Below are 23,911 nucleotides of genomic sequence, written 5' to 3' on the forward strand. Positions count from 1 at the left end.
GATAATTTGTTGAGTAACGTGAATGAGTGAAATTGTTTTTGGCATCCATGCTGTACAGGCGCTGCTGGAGCGCGATCCGCAGCGCTTTCAGGAAGTTTTTATTCTGAAAGGGCGCGACGATCGTCGCCTGCAACCGCTGGTGAAAGCGCTGGAAGCGCAGGGGCTGGTGATTCAGATCGCCAGCCGTCAGTGGCTGGACAGCCAGGCAGAAGGCGCGGTGCATCAGGGGATCGTGGCGCGCGTTAAGCCGGGCCGTCAGTATCAGGAGGCGGATCTTCCTGACCTGCTGGAGAGTCTGGATTCGCCGTTTTTACTGATCCTTGATGGCGTCACCGATCCGCATAACCTCGGCGCCTGCCTGCGCAGCGCCGATGCGGCGGGCGTGCATGCGGTAATTGTGCCGCGCGATCGATCGGCCACCCTGAACGCTACGGCGAAGAAAGTGGCCAGCGGCGCGGCGGAAAACGTGCCGCTGATCCGCGTGACCAATCTGGCGCGCACCATGCGCGTGCTTCAGGAAGCGAATGTCTGGCTGGTGGGCACCGCAGGCGAAGCGGATCACTCCCTGTTTCAGAGCAAAATGACCGGCCCGATGGCACTGGTGATGGGCGCAGAAGGCGAAGGCATGCGCCGCCTGACGCGCGAGCACTGCGACGAGCTGATCAGCATACCGATGGCGGGCAGCGTCTCTTCGCTGAATGTATCGGTAGCAACCGGCATCTGCCTGTTTGAAGCCGTGCGTCAGCGACGCGGTTAAACGCTAACAACGGCAGCGCCAGCTACGGCTGCGCGCCGCCGTTTGCTGTTGCGTAAAGCACCGCCGTTGCGTACCAGACGCCAGGGATAACGGTTTCGCTGACCAGCTGCACCACATAATAGTTCGCGCCCGCCTCATTCGCCTTCGCCTCAATCGCTCGCTGGGCATCATCCGGTGAACCGCGCTCCTGCACGCTGATGCTGCCCAGACGCGTCAGCCCGCCCGTTTGCGCGCGCGTGATTTCCTGTGCCTGAGCGGTCGGCGCGGGCGCGGGCTGCGGCGTGTTAGCAAACAGGCTACAGCCCGCAAGCAGAAGTGTGACGATCAAGGGAACAAAGCGGCGCATGATGTGGCCTTTTAACAGGGATGGCCTTTAAGTGTAAGCCATCCCTGCGGGATTTCAGGCTTTGACGGTAAAGATGCTGACCAGTTGCGTCAAATGGTGACCTTTTCGACTCAGTTCATGAGCGGTTTGCCCGGAAGCGGCCACCAGTTCGGTGCTCTGATGCGTGGCCTGTCCGATATGCGTCATCGCCTGATTCACCTGGCCAATACCGGCAGCCTGCTCTTTTGAGGCCACGTCGATTTCACTCATCAGCGTTTTTACCTGCTCGATGCGTCCAGTGATCTCCGCCATTGCCTGCTGTGTCTGCTCAGAGAGCGTGTAGCCCTGCACGATTTGACCAAGCGAGTTATCGATGAGCGTATTGATCTCTTTCGCCGCCTGCGCGCTGCGCTGCGCCAGCGCACGCACTTCCGCCGCCACTACGGCAAAGCCTTTGCCATGTTCTCCGGCGCGGGCGGCTTCGACCGCAGCGTTAAGCGCCAGAATATTGGTCTGGAAAGCGATAGATTCGATAACCTGAGTGATATCCGCAATATTTTGTGAGGCGCTTTTGATGTCCGTCATCGTCATTACCGAGCGCGAAACGGTTTCACCTCCATGCTGAACCGCCGTGGCGGCCTCGCCGACCAGCATCAGCGCCTGTGTGACGTTAGCGGCATTTTGCGCAACGGTCGCGCTGATCTCTTCCATGCTGGCCGAGGTTTGCTCAACGCTGCTGGCCTGGCGTGAAATCTGTTCGCTGATGTTCTCGCTACCCAGCGCAATGGCATCCGTGCCGCTGCTTATCTCCTGCGCGGCGCCGCGAACCTGAAAAACCACGCGCTCCAGACCGTCGCCAATACCATTAATGGCGGTAATCAACTGGCCTACTTCATCATGACGCGTTGTTTCCAGCGTAGCCAGCAGGTTACCTGATGAGTAGTGGCGCGCCAGCTCAATGACCTGCTGCAACGGCCTGCTGAGCCAGCGGCGGGTGGTAATGGCAAAGGTGAGGGCGAACAGCACCACCAGCGCGGCGCCAATCAGCAGAAACAGATTACGGATATGGTTAATGGGCGCCAGCAGACTGGCCTTGTCCACCTCACCGATGATCACCCAGTTCCAGCCTGGTAACCGTTGCCAGGTGATAATCTGCGCGTGGTCATCCTCTTCCTGTAACTCTTCTGCACCGTTCGTCTGCGTCAGTAGCCGCGCCTGAAAGTCAGCGGGCCAGTCAGGCTGTTTGCCTTCGAGCGTGGGATGAAAAATAAACTGGCCGTGCGTTTTGCCGGGCGCGCTGCTCAACACAGAGAAGCGTCCGCTATCGCCCAGTTTTCGGCTTAAAACTTTATCCCGAATAAGCGCATACTGTTTGGTGATGTCCACGCCAACGAACAGGATGCCGATTACCTTGCCGCTGCTGTCTTTAACGGGTTGATACTGGGTGATATAGCGTTTGCCAAACAGCATCGTCACGCCCTGATAGGCGTCGCCGTTCAGCGCCAGCTTCCAGACCGGACCGCCGCGGTCAAGGCGCGTGCCGACAGCGCGCTCGCCGTTCTCGGTACGCAGCGAAGTGGAAATACGCAGGAAATCATCACCGGTGCGTACAAAAATGGTTGAGATGGCGCCGGTACGCTGTTGGAAGTCGTCCACCATCACCTGATCAAGGTTCAACGTCTTCAGGCCCGCACGCAGCGTACCTACCTGTTCAGTGCCAACGGTGATTGGCTGCGTATTATCCAGTGAGAAGCGCTTGGGAAGGAAGCTTTGAAGCAGCATCATATAGTTCGCGACTTCTTCGCCCAGCGTACTGTTAAACATGCTGGCCATATCACTGATGCCGCTGACCTGATTTTCCATGTTCTGTCGGGTCAGACTCTCCATCTGGCGCGATGCATTATGCGTCAGGGCCAGCGTCAGGATCAGAAACAGCACGGCCACCGTGGCAGAGGCAATCGCCGACAGCTTGACGCCAAGGCTCCAGCGGCCCAATGAGAAGTGTTTCATAGGTTAGCCTGTAAAGGATGAAAGTGGGTTGTAACGGTTAACGGCAATTTTCGTAAAAAATTTAGTGTGGCAGGTTGTAAATGCGATAATTTTGCGATGCTTTTTAAAGGAGCGTTCCATGATTGAAGTCAGTACAGAAATTTTTGCCGGTATCGAATGCCTGCACGCCGCGCCAGCCGCAAAACGACACGCGCCGTTGCCGACCGTTGTTTTCTGGCACGGCTTTACCTCGTCGAAAGAGGTGTACGCCTGGGCCGCAGTCGGGCTGGCCAACGCGGGCTTTCGCGTGGTGATGCCGGATGCCGATCAGCACGGCTCTCGTTACGGCGGCGATGCTGATTACCGGCTCGGTTGTTTATGGGAGATCCTCAGGCAAAATATTGACGAAACGCCCCTGCTCGAAACGGCCCTTCGTCAGCAAGCGCTGGTGGAAGGGGGACGATTCGCGGTGGCAGGCGCCTCAATGGGCGGGATGACGGCGCTGGGCGCCATGGCGCGCAATCCGCAGATCGCCAGCGTCGCCTGCATGATGGGATCGGGCTATTTTATGTCGCTCTCACAGACGCTGTTTCCTCCGCTGACGCAAAAAACGCCCGATGAAAAAACAGCGTTCGAAGCACGCACGGCGCCGCTGGCTGACTACGAGGTCAGCCATCAGTTGGCGAAAATCGCCGACAGGCCGCTGCTGATATGGCACGGTGAGGCGGATGAGGTGGTGCCGGTGGCAGAAAGCGTCCGGCTGGAAAACGCGATGCGCGAAGCGAACCTGAACCAACAGCTCACTTTTATTACTGAAAAGGGTGTTGGACATCGTATTACGCCACCGGCGCTGGATACGCTGGTGGCGTTTTTCCGGCATCATTTATGACCTGTTAAAGTCGTTCCGCTGTCGCCGGAACGCCGGGTGAGGCTGCTTCCGTCGGAGAGACGAGCCGGTTGATATAGACGTAGCTGTTCGCCGCTTTGCTGGTGTAGCTTTTCACCTGTTGCGCGCAGCCAGTTGTACTGGCAAAGGCGGATGTGGAAAGTTCGATCCCGAGTAAGAGGGCGATTGCGATGGTTTTCATGCGATAACTCCACAATCTGGCTGGCGCTTTCGGCGGCGCCGGGACATAACCTGTTAAGCTTAGCGCGCCTGTAATAAAAAGGTATTAGTAATTCTTGCTTTTTAATGGTTGTTGCCGGGCCTGTTTCTTTAACTGTTTGATATCTGAAAATAAGCAGCGCGTTCTCCGGCTGTGATTTTTCATCACCTGACTAATTTATCTTTTGCCGCGACTTTGCCTTGAGTTTCCGGCACTCCGCCAGTATTATTACGCGTCAATTTTTCAGCCGTAATCTCAGGTTGTTTTACACAACCTTTAACGTTCCTTGCTTCCATGGGCCACGGCTGACCCTGACAGGAGGCTGAATAATCCGTAAGGAGCAAATTCGATGCGTCATTACGAAATCGTATTTATGGTTCACCCTGACCAAAGCGAACAGGTTCCTGGCATGATCGAGCGTTACACGGGTGCTATCACCGGTGCAGAAGGCACGATCCATCGTCTGGAAGACTGGGGCCGCCGTCAGCTGGCTTATCCGATCAACAAACTGCACAAAGCTCACTACGTTCTGCTGAACGTTGAAGCGCCGCAGGAAGCGATCGATGAGCTGGAAACTAACTTCCGCTTCAACGACGCCGTTATCCGCAGCATGGTTATGCGCGTTAAGCACGCGGTAACTGAAGCTTCTCCAATGGTTAAAGCGAAAGACGAGCGCCGCGAGCGTCGTGAAGATTTTGCTAACGAAACCTCGGATGATGCTGGGGATTCTGAAGAGTAATTGACCGTGACGGCCAATCGACTGACGCTGTCTGGCACCGTGTGCAAGACGCCGATGCGAAAAGTGAGCCCGTCAGGTATTCCACACTGCCAGTTCGTGCTTGAGCATCGTTCACAGCAGATGGAAGCCGGTTTTAACCGGCAAGCCTGGTGTCGGATGCCGGTGATTATCAGCGGCAAGGCCCATCAGGCACTTACTCAAAGTATAACGGTCGGCACGCTGCTCATCGTTTCAGGTTTCATCAGCTGCCATCAAGGCCGCAATGGACTGAATAAAACGGTACTGCATGCCGAGCAGATTGAATTGATAGATTCTGGAGACTAGCCTAATGGCACGTTATTTCCGTCGTCGCAAGTTCTGCCGTTTCACCGCGGAAGGCGTTCAAGAGATCGATTATAAAGATATCGCAACGCTGAAAAACTACATCACTGAAAGCGGTAAGATTGTACCGAGCCGTATTACCGGTACTCGCGCAAAATACCAGCGTCAGCTGGCTCGTGCTATCAAGCGCGCGCGTTACCTGTCTCTGCTGCCGTATACCGATCGTCATCAGTAACGGCTGTTGTCCATTAACGACTTTAAGAGGATAAGGTAATGCAAGTTATTCTGCTTGATAAAGTAGCAAACCTGGGCACTCTGGGCGATCAGGTTAATGTTAAAGCGGGCTATGCTCGTAACTTCCTGGTACCACAGGGCAAAGCTGTTCCTGCTACTAAGAAAAACGTTGAGTTCTTCGAAGCACGTCGCGCAGAGCTGGAAGCCAAACTGGCTGACACTCAGGCTGCGGCAAATGCACGCGCTGAGAAAATCAACGCGCTGGGCAACGTTACCATCACCACCAAATCCGGTGACGGCGGTAAACTGTTCGGTTCCATCGGTACTCGCGACATCGCTGACGCTGTAACAGCGGCTGGCGTTGAAGTGAGCAAAAGCGAAGTTCGCCTGCCAAACGGCGTTCTGCGTACTACCGGTGAGCACGAAGTGGACTTCCAGGTTCACAGCGAAGTCTTCGCTAAACTGGTTGTCAACATCGTTGCTGAAGCTTAACAGGCTTCAGGTAACGCATAAAAAACGCCGGCCTCGCGCCGGCGTTTTTGTTTTTGTCGATCGCCGTAACTCTACTGCGCGCGAAGAAACGTACCATCCGGCTGACGCGTAAATAACACCTCCGCACCTGCGCTCTCCACGGTCAGGCCGGTAATCACACCCTGCGCATTTTGACGAATTTTCACCGTCTGGCCGGTTTGCAGATTGCTCAGCGGCTTGTCATTGCCTTCCACCTGCGCCATTGCAAATACGTCATTAACCGGCAACCCATTGTCGCGGAAAAGCTGCGCAAGGGTCTGGCCTGATGCGACCTGATAATCTCGCCATGCGCCCTGAGAGTCCGGGGTGGCGGCAGGCGCCGCTTTCCCGGGCTGTTCGCCGACAATCTCAGCCTGCATTGGCGGCGCGTTATTAGCGAGCGGCTTATCCGGCTGCCGCTGAGTTTGCTGCTGCGGCGCGGAGGACGGCCAGAGGAAGGCCAGCAGCACCACCAGCACGGCAACAATGATGGCGCGGCGGTGAAAGGGCGGCAGCGGATCCATCCAGCGCACCGATTCCGGCAGATGCCAGATCCGCTTGAAGAACTGTAGTGCTGGAGACGTGTTGGGCATGGTGTCGTCCTCCTGGCGCGACTCTCGCGTAAATAGTGTGCATTTCGTCATCCGACGTAAAACGTCGTTGAGCGAAAGCGGCTGGCTTTTCCTTCGCCTGCGGGCAGGATGGCCCATATTGACCTCAAATATAGCTGATAACGCGTTGTCCGTACGGAGTTTATTCCGTTTGTGAGATGCTCATATTGTTTACTTTTCAGCGGGGAAAGTCACCTGAAGACGATGAAATTTTACGGCCGTTGCCTGCGCTGTTATGCTTCGTCTTCATTTTTCTATTATGAAAGGAAAACTCATGTCCACTCCTTCTTTTGACAGTGTAGAAGCGCAGGCGAGCTACGGAATCGGTTTACAGGTTGGTCAGCAGCTGCTGGAGTCCGGCCTTCAGGGCCTGGAACCTGAGGCGCTGTTGGCCGGTTTGCGTGACGCACTGGAAGGGAATGCGCCAGCGGTGCCGGTCGACGTTGTGCATCGTGCGCTGCGTGAAGTCCATGAGCGCGCCGACAGCGTCCGTCGTGAGCGTCAGCAGGCGATGGCGGCGGAAGGGCAAACCTATCTGGAAGAGAACGCGAAACGCGACGGCGTAAGCAGCACTGAGTCAGGCCTTCAGTTCAGCGTGCTGAAGCAGGGCGAGGGTGCTATCCCTTCACGTCAGGATCGCGTACGCGTTCACTATACCGGCAAACTGATTGACGGCTCTGTCTTTGACAGCTCCGTTCAGCGCGGCGAACCCGCAGAGTTTCCGGTAAGCGGCGTTATTCCTGGCTGGATCGAGGCGCTGACGCTGATGCCGGTTGGTTCCAAATGGGAACTGGTTATCCCACAAAATCTGGCCTACGGCGAGCGCGGTGCTGGCGCATCCATTCCGCCTTTCAGTACGCTAATATTTGAAGTTGAACTGTTGGAAATTCTGTAAGTATTAAGCGTGGGATGACATTATTACTCGCTTAACAGGCCAGTGTGCTCTCCGCCGCTGGCTTTTTATCAAAAAAAATAATATTCATATGAAGTTTATTTCATTTTTTATGTAAAAAATGTTCAGATCTCTCTTTCCAGAATGCGCTGATAGTTGACTGTTTTTAACCGTTAATAATTAAAAAAAATCAATAAATTACTATTTGATTTCCAGTAAACAGAAGGTGTAATATTAATTGGCTTTAATGATTAAGGCGAATAACAATATATGGAGAATATAAAAAATGCGTGAGCTTAATACTAAAGAAATTTCCCACGTTTCAGGCGCAGGTTTTTTTGGTGATATTGGTGAGCAGATGGGTAAAGCAATTGGTAACGCTGTTAGCGAAGCGGTAGCTGAGTCAGCCAGCCTGCTGGGAAAAGGGATTGGCAACATCCTTGATTTTAATATCATTGGCGCCATTAACGACATGGCTCAGGGTATTCGCGGTATCGTTGATTGGGCAAAAAGCCTGAAAGCGGGTAAAGCTCAATAAACTGTTCTGTCCCCTCTGGATACAAACCAGCTCTGACTTTAAAGCTGGTTTGTTATTGCAAAGCGGAAGGCAATTACGTCCTCTTCTTATTCATCTTCACGTCCGAAAACCTCTTTCTGAAGATCAAGCTGATAAATAGCAAAGCCAATTTCATCTGTTCCTTTGGGATGCAGTGGATATTGTGCATGCTGACGTATAAACGCGCTGGCTTTTTCTCCCGGCGAGGTTTCAAAACGTATATCCAGCGGCATTTGGCTGGTAATCGTCCTGAGCTTCCAGTTATTATCCGCCTGTGGTTTTACTTCTCCCTGTGATTTTGTCTGCGCACTGATATACGCTGCTACCACGCTACGATTCTCATCCGGCGAGGCAAAAGCAACATGCGATTCTCCCGTTCCGGCGAATTTGCCGCCATAAGCACGATAGTTATTGGTTGCCACCAGGAAAGTTGCTGCGGGATCGATGGGTTTGCCTTCATAGGTCAGGTCGGTGATCCGCGAGGCGTTCTCATTAATCATCTGGCATTCCGCGTCATAACGTGCTGGCTGCGTCACGTCGATACGGTAGTTCACGCCGTCGATAACATCGAAATTATACGTCCGGAAGTTCCAGTTTATCAGCGCCTGCGGCTTACTGCTGGCGGTATCGATCTGGTTAAACTGTCCCGCAGAGCATTCCAGCCACTCTTTTACCTCTTTTCCGCTGACTTTCATCACCACCAGCGTATTGGGATAGAGATAGAGATCGGCGGCATTGCGGAAGGTGAGCTGGCCTTTCTCAACCTCAACATAGCTGGCCGGATCGTTTTTACGCCCGCCCGCTTTAAACGGCGCAGCGGCAGACAATACGGGCAAGGCGGCTAAATCAGGATCGCCCTGAATAAAATGCTTCACATAGTCGCGCTGGGCATTATTGACGATCTGTACCGTCGGATCGTCCTGGACCAGCGATAAATAGCTGTACATCACATCGGCCGCCTTGCCGATGGGCTTACTGACAAACTCGCGGGTTGCCTTGTGGTCGGGCGCCAGCAGGCTTACCAGCGCCGGATCTTCCGCCGCAAGCGACTTCTTCGCCGTTTTATCATAGATCGGACGCGCCTGGGCTTTCGCACTGCTCACCTGCCAGCGGCCGGCCTCATTATTCAGCACCAAATCCACAATACCCAAATGATCGCCCCACATCCCCGGCATCACCGCCGGTACGCCATTGAGCGTTCCTGCTGAAATGTCAGCGCCCTTGATAGCGGCAAAATCTTTGCCGGGGAAAACGGCATGGGCGTGACCAAACATGATGGCGTCAATTCCGGGCACCTGGCTGAGGTAATAAACGGAGTTCTCCGCCATCGCTTTATAAGGATCGCCCGATAACCCGGAATGGGGAATGGCCACTACCAGATCGGCACCCTGTTTACGCATTTCCGGCACCCAGCGGCGCGCCGTTTCCGTAATATCGTTTACCGTCACCTTACCGCTGAGATTTTTTTTGTCCCACACCATGATTTGCGGCGGAACAAAACCAATAAAGCCTACTTTTAACGAATGCGTTTTGCCCTCGCGGTCGGAAACCTCAAGCTCTTTGATCAGATAAGGCGTGAACAAGGGCTTGCCGGTTTTCACATCGATAATATTGGCATTGATATAAGGAAAACGCGCGCCGCTGATGGCTTTATGCAGATATTCCAGCCCGTAGTTAAACTCGTGGTTTCCCAGGTTGCCCACAGTGTAATTCAGCGTGTTGAGCGCTTTGTACACCGGATGAACGTCACCTTTCTGTAATCCTTTTGCCGCCATATAGTCGCCCAGCGGACTGCCCTGGATTACGTCGCCGTTATCAACCAGCACGCTGTTGGTCGCCTCTTTGCGTGCCGCGTTGATCAGCGTGGCGGTACGCACCAGCCCGAACTTCTCGGTCGGCGCATCCTTGTAATAATCGAAATCCATCATGTTGCTGTGCAGATCGGTGGTTTCCAGCAGGCGAAAATCCACCGTTGCGGCGTGGATTGTTGTGCTGACCAGCAGCGCCATCAGCGTCATGCAAGGCTTTTTCATCGTTCTCTCCATGTCAGTGTGTTGCAATACGCTTAAACATCTCAAATTTTTGTAAGGTTGTTATCTTAAGTTTCATCGTTATGTGATCAATAACAAAATTTCTTTGTTTATCAGCGCGCTTCTTGATATTGCGCCTGGCTGCTATGATCAGAGAAAGAACGTTTGCCCGCCACAGCGGCAGGTATCAGGATTCTCCGGCCGATAAAACCGGCACTCAGAGACGAAGCAGGAGGTCAACAATGCTGGATAATATTTGTCAGCTCGCAAGGGACGCAGGCGATGCGATCATGCAGATTTACAACCAACAGGCGCCGCTTGATGTGGCCCATAAGCAGGACAATTCTCCGGTGACGGCTGCCGATATCGCCGCGCATGAGGTGATTTTACAGGGGCTGACACGGCTTTCGTCCGATATTCCGGTGCTCTCCGAAGAGGCGCCGCCCGCCTGGGACGTTCGCCGGCACTGGCAGCGGTACTGGCTGGTCGATCCGCTGGACGGCACCAAAGAGTTCATCAAGCGCAACGGCGAGTTCACGGTGAATATTGCGCTGATCGAGCAGGGCAAGCCGGTGCTTGGCGTCGTTTATGCACCCGTACTCGGTGTGATGTATTCCGCCGCAGAAGGGCAGGCATGGAAAGAAGAGGGCGGACGCCGTGAAGTCATTCAGATCCGTGAAGCGCGTCCGCCGCTGGTGGTGGTGAGCCGTTCGCACGCCGACAGCGAACTGGAAGATTATCTCAGCCAGCTTGGCGAGCATCAGACAATCGCTATCGGCTCTTCGCTGAAGTTCTGCCTGGTGGCGGAAGGAAAAGCGCAGCTCTATCCACGCTTCGGGCCAACGAATATTTGGGACACGGGCGCCGGTCACGCGGTGGCGATTGCCGCAGGCGCGCACGTTCACGACTGGCAGGGGAAAAGCCTCGACTACGCACCGCGCGAGTCGTTCCTCAACCCCGGCTTTCGCGTGTCGATTTTTTGACGCATTGCGGGGCCTGAACTAACGCAGCAGCTGATGCAGCAGAGCCATCACGTTATCGACTTCCTGCTGGCTCAGCGCCCCGTCTTTTGCAAAACGCACCTCGCCATTATTATCCAGCACAATAATGGCCGAACCGCCGTTTTCCAGCTTCCAGGCTTTTTTAGCCACGCCGTTATCGTCGACAATAAACTGCGACCAGGGGAATTGCTTTTTATTACTTTCGATACTGCTGCGCACGAACATGCCGGTACCAGGAATGGCATCATCGGTGTTAACCAGCGTGGTAGTTTGGTAGCGATCGCGAGGCAGCTTAGCGGCCTTGATGGCCTCAATCAGGGCGGCGTTTTTCTCTTTCGCCGATGAGCGCCCGGCAATGTGCTGAATCACCCGCACCTTGCCCGGCAACTGCGCGCTGTTCCAGCTTTTATAGCGAAACGTCTCCTGCTGATAAATCAGCTCGCCTTTATCGGCGATGCCCACAGGCGCAACGCGTTCGCCCGTCACAAAATTATGTGCATGCGCGGTGAAAGCCACAAGCGCCAGGGGAAGCGCGCACAGCGTACGATAAAAAATCATTTCGGCTCCTGATGATCTCATCCGACCAGACGGTCACATTCCTGCAATAGTAAGCAGAGAAAATGTCCTTGTCGCCCTTAGGTAACAATTTTGCAACAAGCAGCACAATTCCGTCATATTTGAAGGGATATACTGTTTCAACGTGTCGCAGGCACAGAGCGTACTGTCATGATATGTAAAAGCAGTAAAATAATTCGGTTTTCGGAATTCGTGAAGGTCAAGTTGGTCTATAGTGAATCCACTTCGCGCTGCAAAGATTCGTACCAATAGTGGTTACGGCGCAGCGTGCATCATAAAGCATAGAGAATTAACAGAATGAAAATATTCCAAAAATACAACCCACTACAGGTCGCTAAATACGTTAAAACCCTGTTCCGCGGGCGTCTTTATATCAAAGATGTTGGCGCGTTTGAGTTTGATAAGGGGAAAATCCTTATCCCGCGAATCAAAGACAAACAGCACTATAGCGTGATGTCTGAAGTGAACCGTCAGGTGCTGCGCTTACAAACCGAATTTAACTGATTTTCAGACGAAAAAAAGGCGCGAATGCTCGCGCCTTTTTTGTTGCCATCACCTTTCCCGCCAGCACTACTCTTCCAGTACTTTGTTCAACACCGTGGCTGTCACAGGGCGAGCGTCAATGCGCGTGACCAGCAGCTGATCGATACGATAGCTGTCGATATCCACCACCTCAAACTTATAGCCGTGGAACTTGACGAAGTCGGTACGTTTGGGGATTTTGCGCAGCATATACATCATAAAGCCGCCGATGGTTTCGTAATTGCCGGATTGAGGAAACTCGTCAATGTGCAGCACGCGCATGACGTCATCAATCGGCGTGCCGCCCTCAACCAGCCAGGAGTTTTCGTCACGAGCGACGATCTGCTCCTCCAGCCCCTGACCCACCAGGTCGCCCATCAGCGTAGTCATCACGTCGTTCAGGGTAATAATGCCGACCACCAGCGCGTACTCGTTCATGATCACTGCGAAGTCTTCGCCGGCGGTTTTAAAGCTTTCCAGCGCTTCTGACAGCGTCAGCGTGTCCGGCACAATCAGCGCCGAGCGGATCTGTACGCCGCTGTTCAGCGCCATGCTCTGATGACCGAGAACGCGCAGCAGCAGCTCTTTGGAATCAACATAGCCAACGATATGGTCAATGTCGTCGTTGCAGACAAGGAACTTCGAATGCGGATGGTTGGCGATTTTTTCTTTCAGGCTCTCTTCATCTTCATGAAGATTGAACCAGACCACGTTTTCACGTGAGGTCATGGATGAGGGAACGGTGCGCGACTCCAGTTCGAAAACGTTTTCAATCAGTTCATGCTCCTGCTTACGCAGCACGCCCGCCAGCGCGCCCGCTTCCACCACCGCGTAGATGTCATCTGAAGTGATATCGTCCTTACGTACCAGTGGAATTTTAAACAGCCGGAAAATAATGTTGGCGCCGCCGTTAAAGAACCACACCAGCGGCCGGAACAGAAACAGGCAAAGACGCATCGGGTTGATGATCTTCAGCGCGATCACTTCCGGCGCAATCATGCCAAGGCGCTTGGGGAAAAGGTCAGCAAACAGAATAAACAGGCTGGTGACGAGGGTAAATGAACAGATAAAGCTGAGTTGATCCGCCAGTTCCGGGCTGACCACGCGCTCAAGCATCGTGCGAAAACCCGGTGAAAAGGCTGAATCGCCGACGATACCGCCAAGAATAGCCACGGCGTTCAGGCCAATTTGCACCACGGTAAAGAAGGTGCCCGGCGTCTCCTGCATCTTAAGGACGTGCTGCGCGTTAATGTTGCCATCGTCCGCCAGCAGCTTCAGCTTAATTTTGCGCGCCGCCGCCAGAGAGATTTCTGAAAGGGAAAAAAATGCGCTGACCGCAATCAGCAGTAAAATGACAAGCAAGCTGTCTAACATAAAACATCCATAAAATGGCTCTGTTCAGTTGCTATCACGTGGGAAGCGTACCAAAACTGGCCTTTAGTTAATTACCTGTCATTTTTGGCCTGGGCAGCGATGAGGATCCGCGAACGTTCTTTCGTTCAGTCAAGCTCGGCTGTCCGTGCCAAAAATGTCTGCGCGATATCGGCGCAGAATTCAGTGTGGAACGCCGCGCGTCCCATGCAAGGGATTATAGCTGTGGTCACGAAGGCTTACAATTGCAGCCATCATTGTCACGCTGACAGTATGGCGCATCAGGCGGCTAAGATTAATCCGACTGTCATGCCACTTTGTTCGACTGATTGATATTCCGTTGGGGTTGTTGGTTGTATCAGCGCTATTCTTTGCACACAATAAGTCAAAATTTGGCTTTATGGGTGTGCGTAACAGGCAAAATGCCGCCATGCCCCGGTGAAAACGAAAAAAGAAGACGTTGTGCCTGAAGGGAACCCGGGCCGACCAGATAACCAGGAGTAAGCGTGTCACGAATTTATGCGTATTGTCTGTTCACTCTGCTTGCCGCTGCGCCCGCTGTCGAAGCCGCAACGGTGCGATTGCAGGTAACAGGATTATCCGGCGCGCTGGAGAAAAACGTGCGGGCAAGGCTTTCCACCATTGCCAGCGATGAGATTTCCGCCGATGGTCGCTTTCGGGCTCGGGTCAGTGAAGCGGTAAAAGAAGGCCTGAAGGCGTTAGGTTATTACGATCCCACCATTGAATTTACCCTCCTGCCGCCGCCAGCGGGCGGAAAACGGCCTCTGCTGCTGGCGAAAGTCTCGCCCGGCGAGCCGGTTAAGCTGGTGGGCGAAACGGTGATTATTCGCGGCGGCGCCCGCACCGATGAGGATTATCAGAGTCTGGTGCGTGACGGCAAGAGCAAGATCGGCGGCGTGCTGAATCATGGCGACTACGATCGTTTTAAAAGCTCCCTCAGCAACCTGGCGCTGCGCAAAGGCTATTTCGACGGCGACTACGCAAAAAGCCAGCTTGGCGTCTCCCCGGCGCGGCGCGAGGCGTTCTGGGATATCGACTATGACAGCGGCCAGCGCTACCGCTTTGGCGACGTCAGTTTTGAAGGATCGCAGATCCGCGAAGAGTATCTGCAAAATCTGGTGCCGTTTAAAAAGGGCGACTATTACAGCTCGCGCGATCTGGCCGAACTGAACCGACGCCTTTCCGCAACCGGCTGGTTTAATGCGGTTGTGGTGGCGCCAGAGTTTGAAAAATCGCGTAAAACCAAAGTGCTGCCGCTGCATGGCGTGGTCACGCCGCGCACTGAAAACACCATTGAGACCGGCGTGGGCTATTCAACGGACGTCGGGCCGCGCGTGAAGGCTACCTGGAAGCGTCCCTGGGTTAACAGCTACGGACACAGCTTTACCACCAGCGCTAACGTCTCCGCGCCAGAGCAGCAGCTGGATTTCAGCTATAAAATTCCGCTGCTGAAAAATCCCATCGAGCAGTATTACCTGTTGCAGGGCGGCCTGAAACGCACCGACCTTAACGACACACGCTCGGATTCCACCACGCTGGCCGCGTCGCGCTATTGGGATTCGTCCAGCGGCTGGCAGCGCGCGCTCAATCTGCGCTGGAGCCTGGATCACTTTACTCAGGGCAACGTGACCAACACGACCATGCTGCTCTATCCGGGCGTCAGCGTTAACCGTACCCGCTCACGCGGCGGCCTGATGCCGGTATGGGGCGATTCTCAGCGTTACTCACTGGATGTCTCCGACACCACCTGGGGCTCGGACATTGATTTCGCCGTGGTTCAGGCGCAGAACGTCTGGATCCGTACTCTGGCGGACAAGCATCGCTTCGTGGTACGCGGCAACCTCGGTTGGATTGAAACCAACGATTTCGATCGCGTCCCGCCCGATTTGCGCTTTTTCGCCGGTGGCGATCGCAGCATTCGCGGCTACAAATACAAAGGCATTTCGCCACGCGACGAGGACGGCAAACTGACCGGTGCCTCAAAGCTGGCGACCGGTTCGCTGGAATACCAGTACAACGTGACCGGCAAATGGTGGAGCGCGGTATTTATCGACTCCGGTGAGGCGGTTAACGACATCAGGCAGAGCAACGTAAAAACCGGCGCGGGCGTTGGCGTGCGCTGGCAGTCGCCGGTCGGGCCGATCAAACTGGATATCGCCCGTCCCATCGGCGATGACGAAAAACGAGACATACAGTTTTATATCGGATTGGGGCCTGAGCTATGAGTTTGTGGAAAAAGGTCCTTATTGGCATCCTGATTTTCCTTTTGCTGCTGCTGGGCGGGGTGGCGTTTTTAATTGGCACCACTACCGGCCTGCATCTGGTGCTGAACGGCGCAACGCGCTGGGTGCCGGGGCTGGCGATCAAACAGGTGCAGGGGGGCTGGCGCGATTTGCGGCTGACCGGCGTGCAGTATGAGATGCCAGGCGTGACGGTCAACGCGGGCGAATTCCACCTCGCGCTTCAACCGGGCTGCCTGAAAAGCCGCGCATTGTGCGTCAACGATCTGTCGCTGAAAGACGTGAACGTGGTAGTGGACAGTAAAAAGATGGCGCCTGCCGGAGAGAAGCCGGTTGAAGAAGACGGCGCGTCCGGCGAGCTCTCCACGCCCTATCCGATTACGCTGCGCAACCTTGCGCTGCACAACATCAACGTAAAAGTCGATGACACGGCGATTTCTCTGGCTGACTTCACCTCCGGCATGCAGTGGCAGGGGCGCGCGCTGACGCTATCGCCCACGCACATCCAGGGGCTGCTGATTGCGCTGCCAAAGGCGGCGAAAGTGGCAGATGAAGAGGTGGTTCAGCCGAAAGTACAGCAGCCAAAGGCCGATGAGCCGCCGCTGGGCGAGACGCTCAAGGCGATGTTTGCCAAACCGCTGTTGCCCGAGCTGCCCGACTTTACTCTGCCGCTGGATGTGGATGTACAGGCGATCCTTGGCGAACAGTTGCGCATTACCGGCGATACGGATATTGCCGTCAATCGCCTGTTGCTGAAGGCGAAAACGCAGGATCGCCTGCTGCATCTTGAAACGCTGGACGTGGATTCGCCGCAGGGGCAGCTTAATGCGCAGGGCCAGGCGACGTTACAGGGCAACTGGCCAGTCAGTTTTACGCTCTACAGCGCGCTCAATATGGAGCCGATGAAAGGCGAGAAGATCAAAATGACCGTCGACGGTGGGCTGCGCGAGCAGTTGAACATCGCGCTGAATCTCTCCGGGCCGGTCAGAGTGCAGATGGAGGCGCAGACGCGGCTGGCCGAGGTGGGGCTGCCGCTGGCGATGACGTTACAAAGCCCGCAGCTGCGCTGGCCGCTGACGGGCGAGGCGCAGTACCAGGCGGACAATGTCAATTTCAGCATCAAAGGGAAAGCCACTGACTACGCCGTTTCGCTGAAAACCGCCTTCCAGGGGCAGAGTATTCCGCCCGCGACGCTGACGCTGGACGGCAAAGGCAACGTCGAACAGTTTGCGCTCGACAAGCTGCGGCTGGCGGCGCTCCAGGGCAATACCGATCTCACCGCGCTGGTTGACTGGAGCAAGGCGATCAGCTGGCGCAGCGAAGTGACGCTCACAGGTATCAACACGGCGAAGCAGTATCCCGACTGGCCTGCGAAACTTGACGGGAAAATCACCACGCGCGGCAGCCTCTATGGCGGAAGCTGGCAGATGCGCGTGCCGGAGCTGAAGCTGCGCGGCAACGTTAAGCAGAATGCGGTCACTGCCGACGGCTCCCTGTACGGCAACAGCTACAACCAGTGGGATATTCCGGGCCTGAAGCTGGTGCTGGGGCGCAATAATATCGACATGAAAGGATCGCTGGGCGAGAAGCTGGCGCTGGACGCAAATATCGACGCGCAGCATCTGGACAACGCGTTGCCGGGCCTTGGCGGCGTGGCAAAAGGGACGATTAAAGCGCGCGGCGATCTGAATACGCCGCAGTTGCTGGCGGATCTCACCGCCACCGGCCTGCGCTGGCAGGCGCTGAGCGTTGGCCGGATCAAACTTGAAGGCGACGTCAGTTCGGGCGAACAGATCCAGGGCAAAGTGGCGCTTCGCGTTGAGCGTCTTAAGCAGGAGACGCTGAGCATTTCGCAACTCACGCTGGACGCCAGCGGCAGCGAAAAGCAGCATAAGTTGACGCTGAACGTCAACGGCGAACCGGTCTCTGGCCAGCTTGCGCTGACCGGCAGCTTTGATCGTCAGCAGCAGCGCTGGAAAGGCGAGCTGAATAACACGCGATTTGATACGCCGGTCGGCGAATGGCGGCTCACGCGCGCCATCGCGCTGGATTATCTGAATGCGAAACAGACCGTCAGCATCGGCCCGCACTGCTGGCAGAATCCGAATGCCCAGCTCTGCGTGCCGCAAACCATCGAAGCAGGTCCGTCGGGGCATGCGAAAATAGTGCTCAGCCGCTTCGACCTGGCGATGGTGAAACCGTTTATGCCTGATGCCACCGCCCTGAGCGGCGTGTTCAGCGGCGATGCAGACGTTAGCTGGCGCGCGGAAGGCGGTTTGCCGCAGGGCCGCGTCGCGCTGAAGGGCAGCGGCGTTAAAGTGGTGCAGGATGTGCAGGGCAATCCCCTGCCGATTGCCTTTGATACGCTCAATCTGAATGCTGCAATGCGTGATAACCGCGCGCAGCTTGACTGGCTGATCCATATTGCCAATAACGGGCAACTGTCGGGCAACGTGCAGATCGCCGATCCGCAGGGCCGACGCACGCTGTCGGGCAACGTCAATATCGCTGATCTCTCGCTGGCGCTGCTCAACCCGGCGCTGATGAAAGGTGAGAAGGTTGCCGGGATACTCAACAGCGCGCTGCGGCTGGGCGGCAGCCTGCAACAGCCGCAGGTATTTGGTCAGCTTGCCCTGAAAGGGGTCGACGTTGATGGTAACTTTATGCCGGTGGATCTGACGGCGGCGAACCTCACCATGATCTTTAATGGCATGAGTTCGACGCTGGAGGGCGCGGTGCAGACATCGAAAGGTCAGCTTGCGCTGAGCGGCGATGCCAACTGGCAGCAGCTTGATGCCTGGCGCGCGCGCATTGCCGCGAAAGGGAAAAACATTCGCGTAACCGTACCGCCGATGGTGCGGATGGACGTCTCGCCGGATCTGGTCTTCGACGCCACGCCAGAGATGTTTAACCTGGATGGCCGCGTGGATATTCCCTGGGCGCGTATCACCGTGCAGGAGGTGCCGGAAAGCGCGGTGGGCGTTTCAGGCGACGAAGTGCTGTTGGATGAACAGTTAAAACCGATTGCACCGAAAACGGCCGCCATTCCGATTAACAGCAACCTGATTATTCACGTCGGCGACGACGTGCGGCTCAGCGCCTTTGGGCTGAAGGCTAAGCTGAACGGCGATCTCAAGCTGGTGCAGGACAAGCGCGGCCTGGGACTGAACGGCCAAATCAATATCCCATCGGGGCGCTTCCACGCCTATGGGCAGGATCTCATCGTGCGCAAAGGTGAACTGCAATTCGCGGGGCCGCCTGACCAACCTTATCTGAATATTGAGGCGATCCGTAACCCTGAAGCAACGGAAGATGACGTGACGGCAGGCGTACGCGTGACCGGCCTGGCCGATGAACCGAAGGCGGAGATCTTTGCCGACCCGGCGATGTCGCAGCAGGAAGCGCTCTCCTATCTGTTACGCGGACAGGGGCTGGATGCCAACGGCAGCGACAGCAGCGCGGTCACGTCAGCATTAGTCGGATTGGGGCTTGCGCAAAGTGGTCAGGTTGTGGGTAAAATCGGCGAAACCTTCGGCGTAAGCAATCTGGCGCTGGATACCACCGGCGTTGGCGACAGCCAGCAGGTGCAGGTCAGTGGCTATGTGCTGCCGGGGTTACAGGTAAAATACGGTGTTGGCATATTTGATTCACTGGCGACCTTAACCTTGCGTTATCGCCTGATGCCTAAACTCTATTTGGAAGCGGTGTCGGGTATCGACCAGGCGCTGGATTTACTCTATCAGTTTGAGTTTTAGCAATGCGAATAATTGTTTATGGCAGCCTCAGACGCAAACAGGGCAACAGCCACTGGATGACCAACGGCCAGTGGCTGGGCGACCATCAGCTTGAGGGTTACGCGCTTTATAGTCTGGGGCACTATCCCGGTATCGTGGCGGGTGAAGGGCAGGTTTACTGCGAAGTTTACCGTATCGACGCCTCCACGCTGGGCGAGCTGGATGCGCTGCGCACAAAAGGCGGAGAATATAAACGTGAACTGGTGCGAACGCCCTACGGCAGCGCCTGGCTCTATGTTTACCAGCGTTCAGTGACGGGAATGCGACGCATCGACAGCGGCGACTGGCTACTGCGCGATGCGCCGGATGTGGACTGACCAAAAAAAACGCCTTCATCAGGAAGGCGTTTTTTTATCGTGAACGAGAAAATTACTTCTTCGCGCGTTCGAAAGAAGAGATGATTTCTGCTTTCGCCGCTTCGGCGTTATCCCAGCCTTCAACTTTAACCCACTTGCCTTTTTCCAGCGCTTTATACTGTTCGAAGAAGTGGGTGATCTGCGCACGCAGCAGCTCAGGCAGATCGTTCACATCTTTGATGTGATCGTACTCTTTGCTCAGCTTGGTGTGCGGAACGGCAACCAGCTTGGCGTCTTCGCCAGACTCGTCGGTCATTTTCAATACGCCAACCGGACGACAGCGGATCACTGAGCCAGGTTGCAGCGGATAGGGGGTTGGGACCAGCACGTCCACCGGGTCGCCATCCAGAGACAGCGTATGGTTGATGTAACCGTAGTTGCACGGATAGAACATCGCGGTGGACATGAAGCGGTCAACGAACAGCGCGCCGGACTCTTTGTCGACTTCATATTTAATCGGATCGGCATTCGCCGGGATCTCAATAACGACGTAGATATCTTCCGGCAAATCTTTGCCCGCTGGAACCTGGTTCAAACTCATGGTGAATTCCTTTATGCAGTCTCAAATAGAGTGACGCTCATTATAGCCAACTGATACTGAAAGTATCCCCCCTTTTTGGCCTTTCGGAATGCTCCACATTAGCAGTCATCGGGATTCGCACAGCTGCCACTCGCGAGTGACTTGAGCGCCTGCACCTGATTCCTGATCAGCTCTACGCGCTGGGCGCCGAGCGAAACGGTTGCCAGCGTGCCGCCGTCGCGCATCCGTTCCCTGCTGGCAGCCAGCCAGCTATCGCGATACGTCAGCCACGCGCGCTGCGCCTCGCGCAGTTTGGCTTTCTGCGTCTTATCCAGCGTGGCCAATAGCGTGCTGTATTGCTGATTCATCTCTTTGTCCCACGCGCTGCCCGCTTCGCTGTAGCACTGCTGCATATCAACCGTCGTATTGGCTTTATCCAGACAGGCGGCCTGTGCGGTATCAATCGGGTTGGTTTCCGCATGACCGCTGGCGGCATAAAGCACGCAGGCAATCGCAAAAAGTTTTCTCATCAGGCTCTCATCGCTCAGAAGGTTTAATTAAGTTTCAGAAAAATACATTAGCTGAATCAATCGTTTTTGTCCTGCAAGTGCTAAAGAACACCGCTTCCCTGCCGATAAGAGACCTGTTTTCTGGTGCTTTCTGGAGCTTATTTCAGCCTTTTTGGACTTTAAAATCATGCTTAAAAAAATTTCAATAAGAAGTGGTTTGTTGGTACTAATGGCGATGATGACGTTGATGCTTTTGCTGGTCAGCGTAATGGGAATTTTGGCAATCAATAAAGGTAACCGGTCGCTTGAGGTGGTTAACCGCATTCAGGGCATCGAACTGAACAGCCTGTTTCTGGCGAATACTAAACTATTACGCGCCCGTACTTCCGCTGCCACGTCGGTCCGCAAAATGGAGATTGGCATGATGGATGATGCGGCCGCCTCAGTGGCCCGGACGGAGAAATATATCGCTTCTTCACAAACGGAAGTGAAACGTTTTATGGATGCAGGAACGGTCACGCTACGCGGCAAGGAGCTGGCGGATGAGGTTAAAAAAACGTACGACGTTTACCTGGAACAGGGCATTCTGCCGCTGTTTGCGGCAATTAAAAAGCAGGACCCCGATGGTTACTATACGATTCTGGAAGGTAATCTGACGCCGTTGAGCACCGCGTTTTCCGGGGCGGTGGAAAAATTCAACAGCTATGCCAATCAGGTAACGGACGAGCGTCTCGCTGAAGCCAGCCGCAATGAACGCATTCTGATGACGCTTATTATACTGTGTGGCGCGCTGACGCTCGTTCTGCTCAGTATCGCGTGGTATATGCTGCGAACCATTCTGCTCAAGCCGCTGGATGTTGCCATTGCGCATCTCGAATTTGTCTCCGAAGGCGATCTGACGCAACCGCTGCCGGAAAGCGGCAAAAACGAGCTGGGCCGCCTGAATGCCGCGCTGGCGAAAATGCAGGCATCGCTTCAGGACTCGGTCAGCCGCGTGCGCGACGCCAGCATGCAGATCGACGTGGGCAGCCGTGAACTGGCTTCCGGCAACCTTAACCTCTCGCAGCGTACCGAAGAGTCCGCCGCCTCGTTGGAGCAGACCGCCGCCAGTATGGAGCAGCTTACCGCTACCGTGAAACTAAACGCTGAAAACGCCACCCAGGCGCATCAGCTGGCCCGTTCGGTATCGGACAGCGCCGATCGCGGCAGCGAAGTCGTTTGCTACGTTATTGAGAAAATGCAGGAGATTGCCAGCAGTTCAAAACGCATTGGCGATATTCTTGGCGTGATCGACGGCATTGCTTTCCAGACGAACATTCTGGCGCTCAACGCCTCGGTTGAAGCGGCGCGAGCAGGCGAGCAGGGCCGTGGCTTTGCCGTTGTGGCGAGCGAAGGGCGCAACCTCGCGCAACGCAGTGCGACCGCCGCAAAAGAGATCCGCGAGCTGATCGGCGAATCACAAACGCGGGTGAACGAAGGCTCGCAGATGGCGACGAAAGCCGGCGAAACCATGGATGAAATCACCACGGAAGTAAGCCGTGTAACCACGCTGATGAAAGAGATTTCCAGCGCCTCGCAGGAGCAGAGCCGTGGCATTGAGCAGGTTAACCTGGCGGTGACGCAAATGGATGAGGTGGCGCAGCAAAACGCGGCGCTGGTTGAGCAGGCGTCGGCCGCTACTCAGTCGCTGGAGGAGCAGTCGGTGCAGTTAGTGCAGTCGATGGCCGTATTCCGCCTCAATCACGCCTGAGCGCAGACGCAGAAATAAACGGGGCGATCACATGATCGCCCCGTTTTCTTTTGCCCGATAACAACGTTATGCGTCCGGGTACTCGCGCAGGAAGCGTTCGGTATCGTCCACCATGTCGGTGTTGCCAACAAAGAACGGCGAGCGCTGGTGCAGCGTCTCCGGCACCAGATCCAGAATGCGGTTTTTACCGTCGCTCGCCTTGCCGCCCGCCTGCTCGGCGAGGAAGGCCATCGGGTTGCACTCATACAGCAGGCGCAGCTTGCCCTGTGGGTGGCTGGCGGTGCTTGGGTAGAGATAGATGCCGCCTTTCAGGAGGTTGCGGTGGAAATCCGCCACCAGCGAGCCAATGTAGCGTGACGTATAGGGACGATGGGTCGCTTTATCTTCTTCCTGGCAGAACTTCAGGTACTTCTTCACGCCCTGCGGGAAACGGATATAGTTGCCTTCGTTGATGGAGTAGGTGTAGCCCTCTTCAGGAAACGCCATTTTCTCCGCGCTGAGGCAGAACACGCCCAGAGAGGGATCGTAGGTAAAGGCGTGAACTCCGCAGCCGGTGGTATAAACCAGCATGGTTGACGACCCGTAAACCACGTAGCCTGCCGCAACCTGCTGGCTGCCAGGTTGAAGGAAATCTTCTTCCGTGACGGGTGTGCCTGGCGGGGTAATGCGGCGGTAGATAGAGAAAATGGTGCCAACTGACACGTTCACATCAATATTTGATGATCCGTCAAGCGGGTCCATCAGCACGACGTACTTGCCGTTTTCCACGCCCTCAAAAATGACGATCTCATCTTCTTCTTCAGAGGCGATACCGGCCACGATGCCGCGTGCTTTCAACGCTGCTTTAAGCTTCTCGTTGGCAAACAGATCCAGTTTCATCTGCTGCTCGCCCTGAATGTTTTCAGCACCGCTGGCGCCCAGAATATCAACCAGCCCGGCTTTATTGATATCGCGATGAATAATTTTTGCGCCAAGCTTGATGGCGGAAATCAGCGCCGTCAGTTCACCTGTAGCGTGAGGAAAGTCATGTTGCTTCTCGACGATAAATTCGCCCAACGTTTTCATAACACAATCCCTGAATCTGCGATTAAATGACAGCCTGGTTAACAAACTGCCAACGTGTTCGGGCAGTTTAGCCGAATGGACGTTAAAGAACATAGGGTAAATCCGTTTATTCCGGG

Annotated in this window: 24 protein-coding genes; 14 read left to right on the forward strand and 10 right to left on the reverse strand. The window is 55.2% G+C overall.

Going from position 1 to position 23,911, the window contains the following annotated elements; translation table 11 throughout:
* Positions 1-22 precede the first annotated feature (22 nt).
* Complete coding sequence (gene rlmB, locus GS12_RS04945) at positions 23-757, forward strand: 23S rRNA (guanosine(2251)-2'-O)-methyltransferase RlmB (RefSeq protein ID WP_034911729.1); 735 nt, start codon at positions 23-25, stop codon at positions 755-757.
* A gap of 22 nt (positions 758-779) precedes the next feature.
* On the opposite strand, the gene bsmA is transcribed toward rlmB, so the two are convergent.
* The gene (bsmA, locus tag GS12_RS04950; protein WP_034944474.1) at positions 780-1,103 is read right to left on the reverse strand and encodes a biofilm peroxide resistance protein BsmA; all 324 of its coding nucleotides are present in this window, start codon (positions 1,101-1,103) and stop codon (positions 780-782) included.
* A gap of 54 nt (positions 1,104-1,157) precedes the next feature.
* A complete protein-coding gene (locus GS12_RS04955; RefSeq protein WP_034944477.1) occupies positions 1,158-3,092 on the reverse strand; it encodes a methyl-accepting chemotaxis protein in 1,935 nt (644 codons plus the stop codon).
* Between the two features lie 118 nt (positions 3,093-3,210).
* On the opposite strand from GS12_RS04955, the gene yjfP reads away from it, so the two are divergent.
* Positions 3,211-3,960 carry an esterase gene (yjfP, locus tag GS12_RS04960; RefSeq protein WP_034944481.1) on the forward strand — a complete coding sequence of 250 codons (750 nt, stop codon included), beginning with the start codon at positions 3,211-3,213 and terminating at the stop codon, positions 3,958-3,960.
* Positions 3,961-3,964: 4 nt separating this feature from the next.
* Here the strand turns inward: yjfP and GS12_RS04965 are convergent, their stop codons facing one another.
* A complete protein-coding gene (locus GS12_RS04965; RefSeq protein ID WP_034911738.1) occupies positions 3,965-4,159 on the reverse strand; it encodes a hypothetical protein in 195 nt (64 codons plus the stop codon).
* A gap of 367 nt (positions 4,160-4,526) precedes the next feature.
* Here GS12_RS04965 and rpsF point away from each other — a divergent pair, with 367 nt between their 5' ends.
* The 4 genes from rpsF to rplI are packed head-to-tail and all read left to right on the forward strand — an operon-like array spanning position 4,527 to position 5,963.
* Positions 4,527-4,916: a 30S ribosomal protein S6 gene (rpsF, locus tag GS12_RS04970; RefSeq protein ID WP_034911740.1), complete on the forward strand. Its 390-nt coding sequence runs from the start codon at positions 4,527-4,529 to the stop codon at positions 4,914-4,916.
* Positions 4,917-4,922: 6 nt separating this feature from the next.
* Positions 4,923-5,240 (forward strand): primosomal replication protein N, encoded by a 318-nt coding sequence (priB, locus tag GS12_RS04975; RefSeq protein WP_034918765.1) that lies wholly within the window; start codon positions 4,923-4,925, stop codon positions 5,238-5,240.
* Positions 5,241-5,244: 4 nt separating this feature from the next.
* Entirely contained in the window at positions 5,245-5,472 is a 228-nt protein-coding gene (gene rpsR / locus GS12_RS04980) for a 30S ribosomal protein S18 (RefSeq protein WP_000135199.1), read from the forward strand.
* Between the two features lie 38 nt (positions 5,473-5,510).
* Entirely contained in the window at positions 5,511-5,963 is a 453-nt protein-coding gene (gene rplI / locus GS12_RS04985) for a 50S ribosomal protein L9 (RefSeq protein ID WP_034911746.1), read from the forward strand.
* Positions 5,964-6,034: 71 nt separating this feature from the next.
* Here the strand turns inward: rplI and GS12_RS04990 are convergent, their stop codons facing one another.
* On the reverse strand, positions 6,035-6,574 hold the full coding sequence (locus GS12_RS04990) for an OapA family protein (protein WP_034944484.1): 540 nt from the start codon (positions 6,572-6,574) through the stop codon (positions 6,035-6,037).
* 292 nt (positions 6,575-6,866) lie between these two features.
* On the opposite strand from GS12_RS04990, the gene fklB reads away from it, so the two are divergent.
* Together fklB and GS12_RS05000 are read left to right on the forward strand one after the other, a co-directional pair.
* Positions 6,867-7,487, forward strand: coding sequence for an FKBP-type peptidyl-prolyl cis-trans isomerase (fklB, locus tag GS12_RS04995; RefSeq protein ID WP_034911752.1), 621 nt, complete (start codon positions 6,867-6,869; stop codon positions 7,485-7,487).
* A gap of 283 nt (positions 7,488-7,770) precedes the next feature.
* A complete protein-coding gene (locus GS12_RS05000) occupies positions 7,771-8,022 on the forward strand; it encodes a hypothetical protein (protein ID WP_034944487.1) in 252 nt (83 codons plus the stop codon).
* Positions 8,023-8,108: 86 nt separating this feature from the next.
* Here GS12_RS05000 and GS12_RS05005 read toward each other — a convergent pair whose 3' ends face one another.
* Positions 8,109-10,073, reverse strand: a complete 1,965-nt coding sequence (locus tag GS12_RS05005; RefSeq protein ID WP_034944490.1) for a bifunctional 2',3'-cyclic-nucleotide 2'-phosphodiesterase/3'-nucleotidase — start codon at positions 10,071-10,073, stop codon at positions 8,109-8,111.
* A 239-nt stretch (positions 10,074-10,312) separates the two neighbouring features.
* Between GS12_RS05005 and cysQ the strand changes: the two genes are divergently transcribed.
* Complete coding sequence (cysQ, locus tag GS12_RS05010; protein WP_034944493.1) at positions 10,313-11,053, forward strand: 3'(2'),5'-bisphosphate nucleotidase CysQ; 741 nt, start codon at positions 10,313-10,315, stop codon at positions 11,051-11,053.
* 18 nt (positions 11,054-11,071) lie between these two features.
* Here the strand turns inward: cysQ and GS12_RS05015 are convergent, their stop codons facing one another.
* The gene (locus GS12_RS05015; RefSeq protein ID WP_034944496.1) at positions 11,072-11,629 is read right to left on the reverse strand and encodes a YtfJ family protein; all 558 of its coding nucleotides are present in this window, start codon (positions 11,627-11,629) and stop codon (positions 11,072-11,074) included.
* Positions 11,630-11,944: 315 nt separating this feature from the next.
* Here GS12_RS05015 and GS12_RS05020 point away from each other — a divergent pair, with 315 nt between their 5' ends.
* Positions 11,945-12,151: a DUF1107 domain-containing protein gene (locus tag GS12_RS05020; RefSeq protein ID WP_034911764.1), complete on the forward strand. Its 207-nt coding sequence runs from the start codon at positions 11,945-11,947 to the stop codon at positions 12,149-12,151.
* Between the two features lie 66 nt (positions 12,152-12,217).
* On the opposite strand, the gene GS12_RS05025 is transcribed toward GS12_RS05020, so the two are convergent.
* The gene (locus GS12_RS05025; protein WP_034911767.1) at positions 12,218-13,543 is read right to left on the reverse strand and encodes a hemolysin family protein; all 1,326 of its coding nucleotides are present in this window, start codon (positions 13,541-13,543) and stop codon (positions 12,218-12,220) included.
* Between the two features lie 503 nt (positions 13,544-14,046).
* Between GS12_RS05025 and tamA the strand changes: the two genes are divergently transcribed.
* Genes tamA through GS12_RS05040 form a run of 3 tightly spaced genes read left to right on the forward strand, consistent with a single transcriptional unit; the run spans position 14,047 to position 19,912 of the window.
* A complete protein-coding gene (tamA, locus tag GS12_RS05030) occupies positions 14,047-15,786 on the forward strand; it encodes an autotransporter assembly complex protein TamA (protein ID WP_034911768.1) in 1,740 nt (579 codons plus the stop codon).
* Positions 15,783-19,556: an autotransporter assembly complex protein TamB gene (gene tamB, locus GS12_RS05035; RefSeq protein WP_034944499.1), complete on the forward strand. Its 3,774-nt coding sequence runs from the start codon at positions 15,783-15,785 to the stop codon at positions 19,554-19,556. The genes tamA and tamB overlap by 4 nt, the downstream gene beginning before the upstream one ends.
* Before the next feature lie 2 nt (positions 19,557-19,558).
* Positions 19,559-19,912, forward strand: a complete 354-nt coding sequence (locus tag GS12_RS05040; protein WP_034944502.1) for a gamma-glutamylcyclotransferase family protein — start codon at positions 19,559-19,561, stop codon at positions 19,910-19,912.
* A gap of 52 nt (positions 19,913-19,964) precedes the next feature.
* Here GS12_RS05040 and ppa read toward each other — a convergent pair whose 3' ends face one another.
* Together ppa and GS12_RS05050 are read right to left on the reverse strand one after the other, a co-directional pair.
* A complete protein-coding gene (gene ppa / locus GS12_RS05045; protein ID WP_034911776.1) occupies positions 19,965-20,492 on the reverse strand; it encodes an inorganic diphosphatase in 528 nt (175 codons plus the stop codon).
* Positions 20,493-20,590: 98 nt separating this feature from the next.
* Positions 20,591-21,001, reverse strand: a complete 411-nt coding sequence (locus GS12_RS05050; RefSeq protein WP_034944505.1) for a lysozyme inhibitor LprI family protein — start codon at positions 20,999-21,001, stop codon at positions 20,591-20,593.
* Between the two features lie 166 nt (positions 21,002-21,167).
* Here GS12_RS05050 and GS12_RS05055 point away from each other — a divergent pair, with 166 nt between their 5' ends.
* Positions 21,168-22,730, forward strand: coding sequence for a methyl-accepting chemotaxis protein (locus GS12_RS05055; RefSeq protein ID WP_034944576.1), 1,563 nt, complete (start codon positions 21,168-21,170; stop codon positions 22,728-22,730).
* A gap of 66 nt (positions 22,731-22,796) precedes the next feature.
* Here the strand turns inward: GS12_RS05055 and fbp are convergent, their stop codons facing one another.
* Positions 22,797-23,795 carry a class 1 fructose-bisphosphatase gene (fbp, locus tag GS12_RS05060; RefSeq protein WP_034911782.1) on the reverse strand — a complete coding sequence of 333 codons (999 nt, stop codon included), beginning with the start codon at positions 23,793-23,795 and terminating at the stop codon, positions 22,797-22,799.
* Positions 23,796-23,911 lie beyond the last annotated feature (116 nt).

The organism is Erwinia oleae, from assembly GCF_000770305.1.
GTDB classification, from domain to species: Bacteria; Pseudomonadota; Gammaproteobacteria; order Enterobacterales; family Enterobacteriaceae; genus Erwinia; species Erwinia oleae.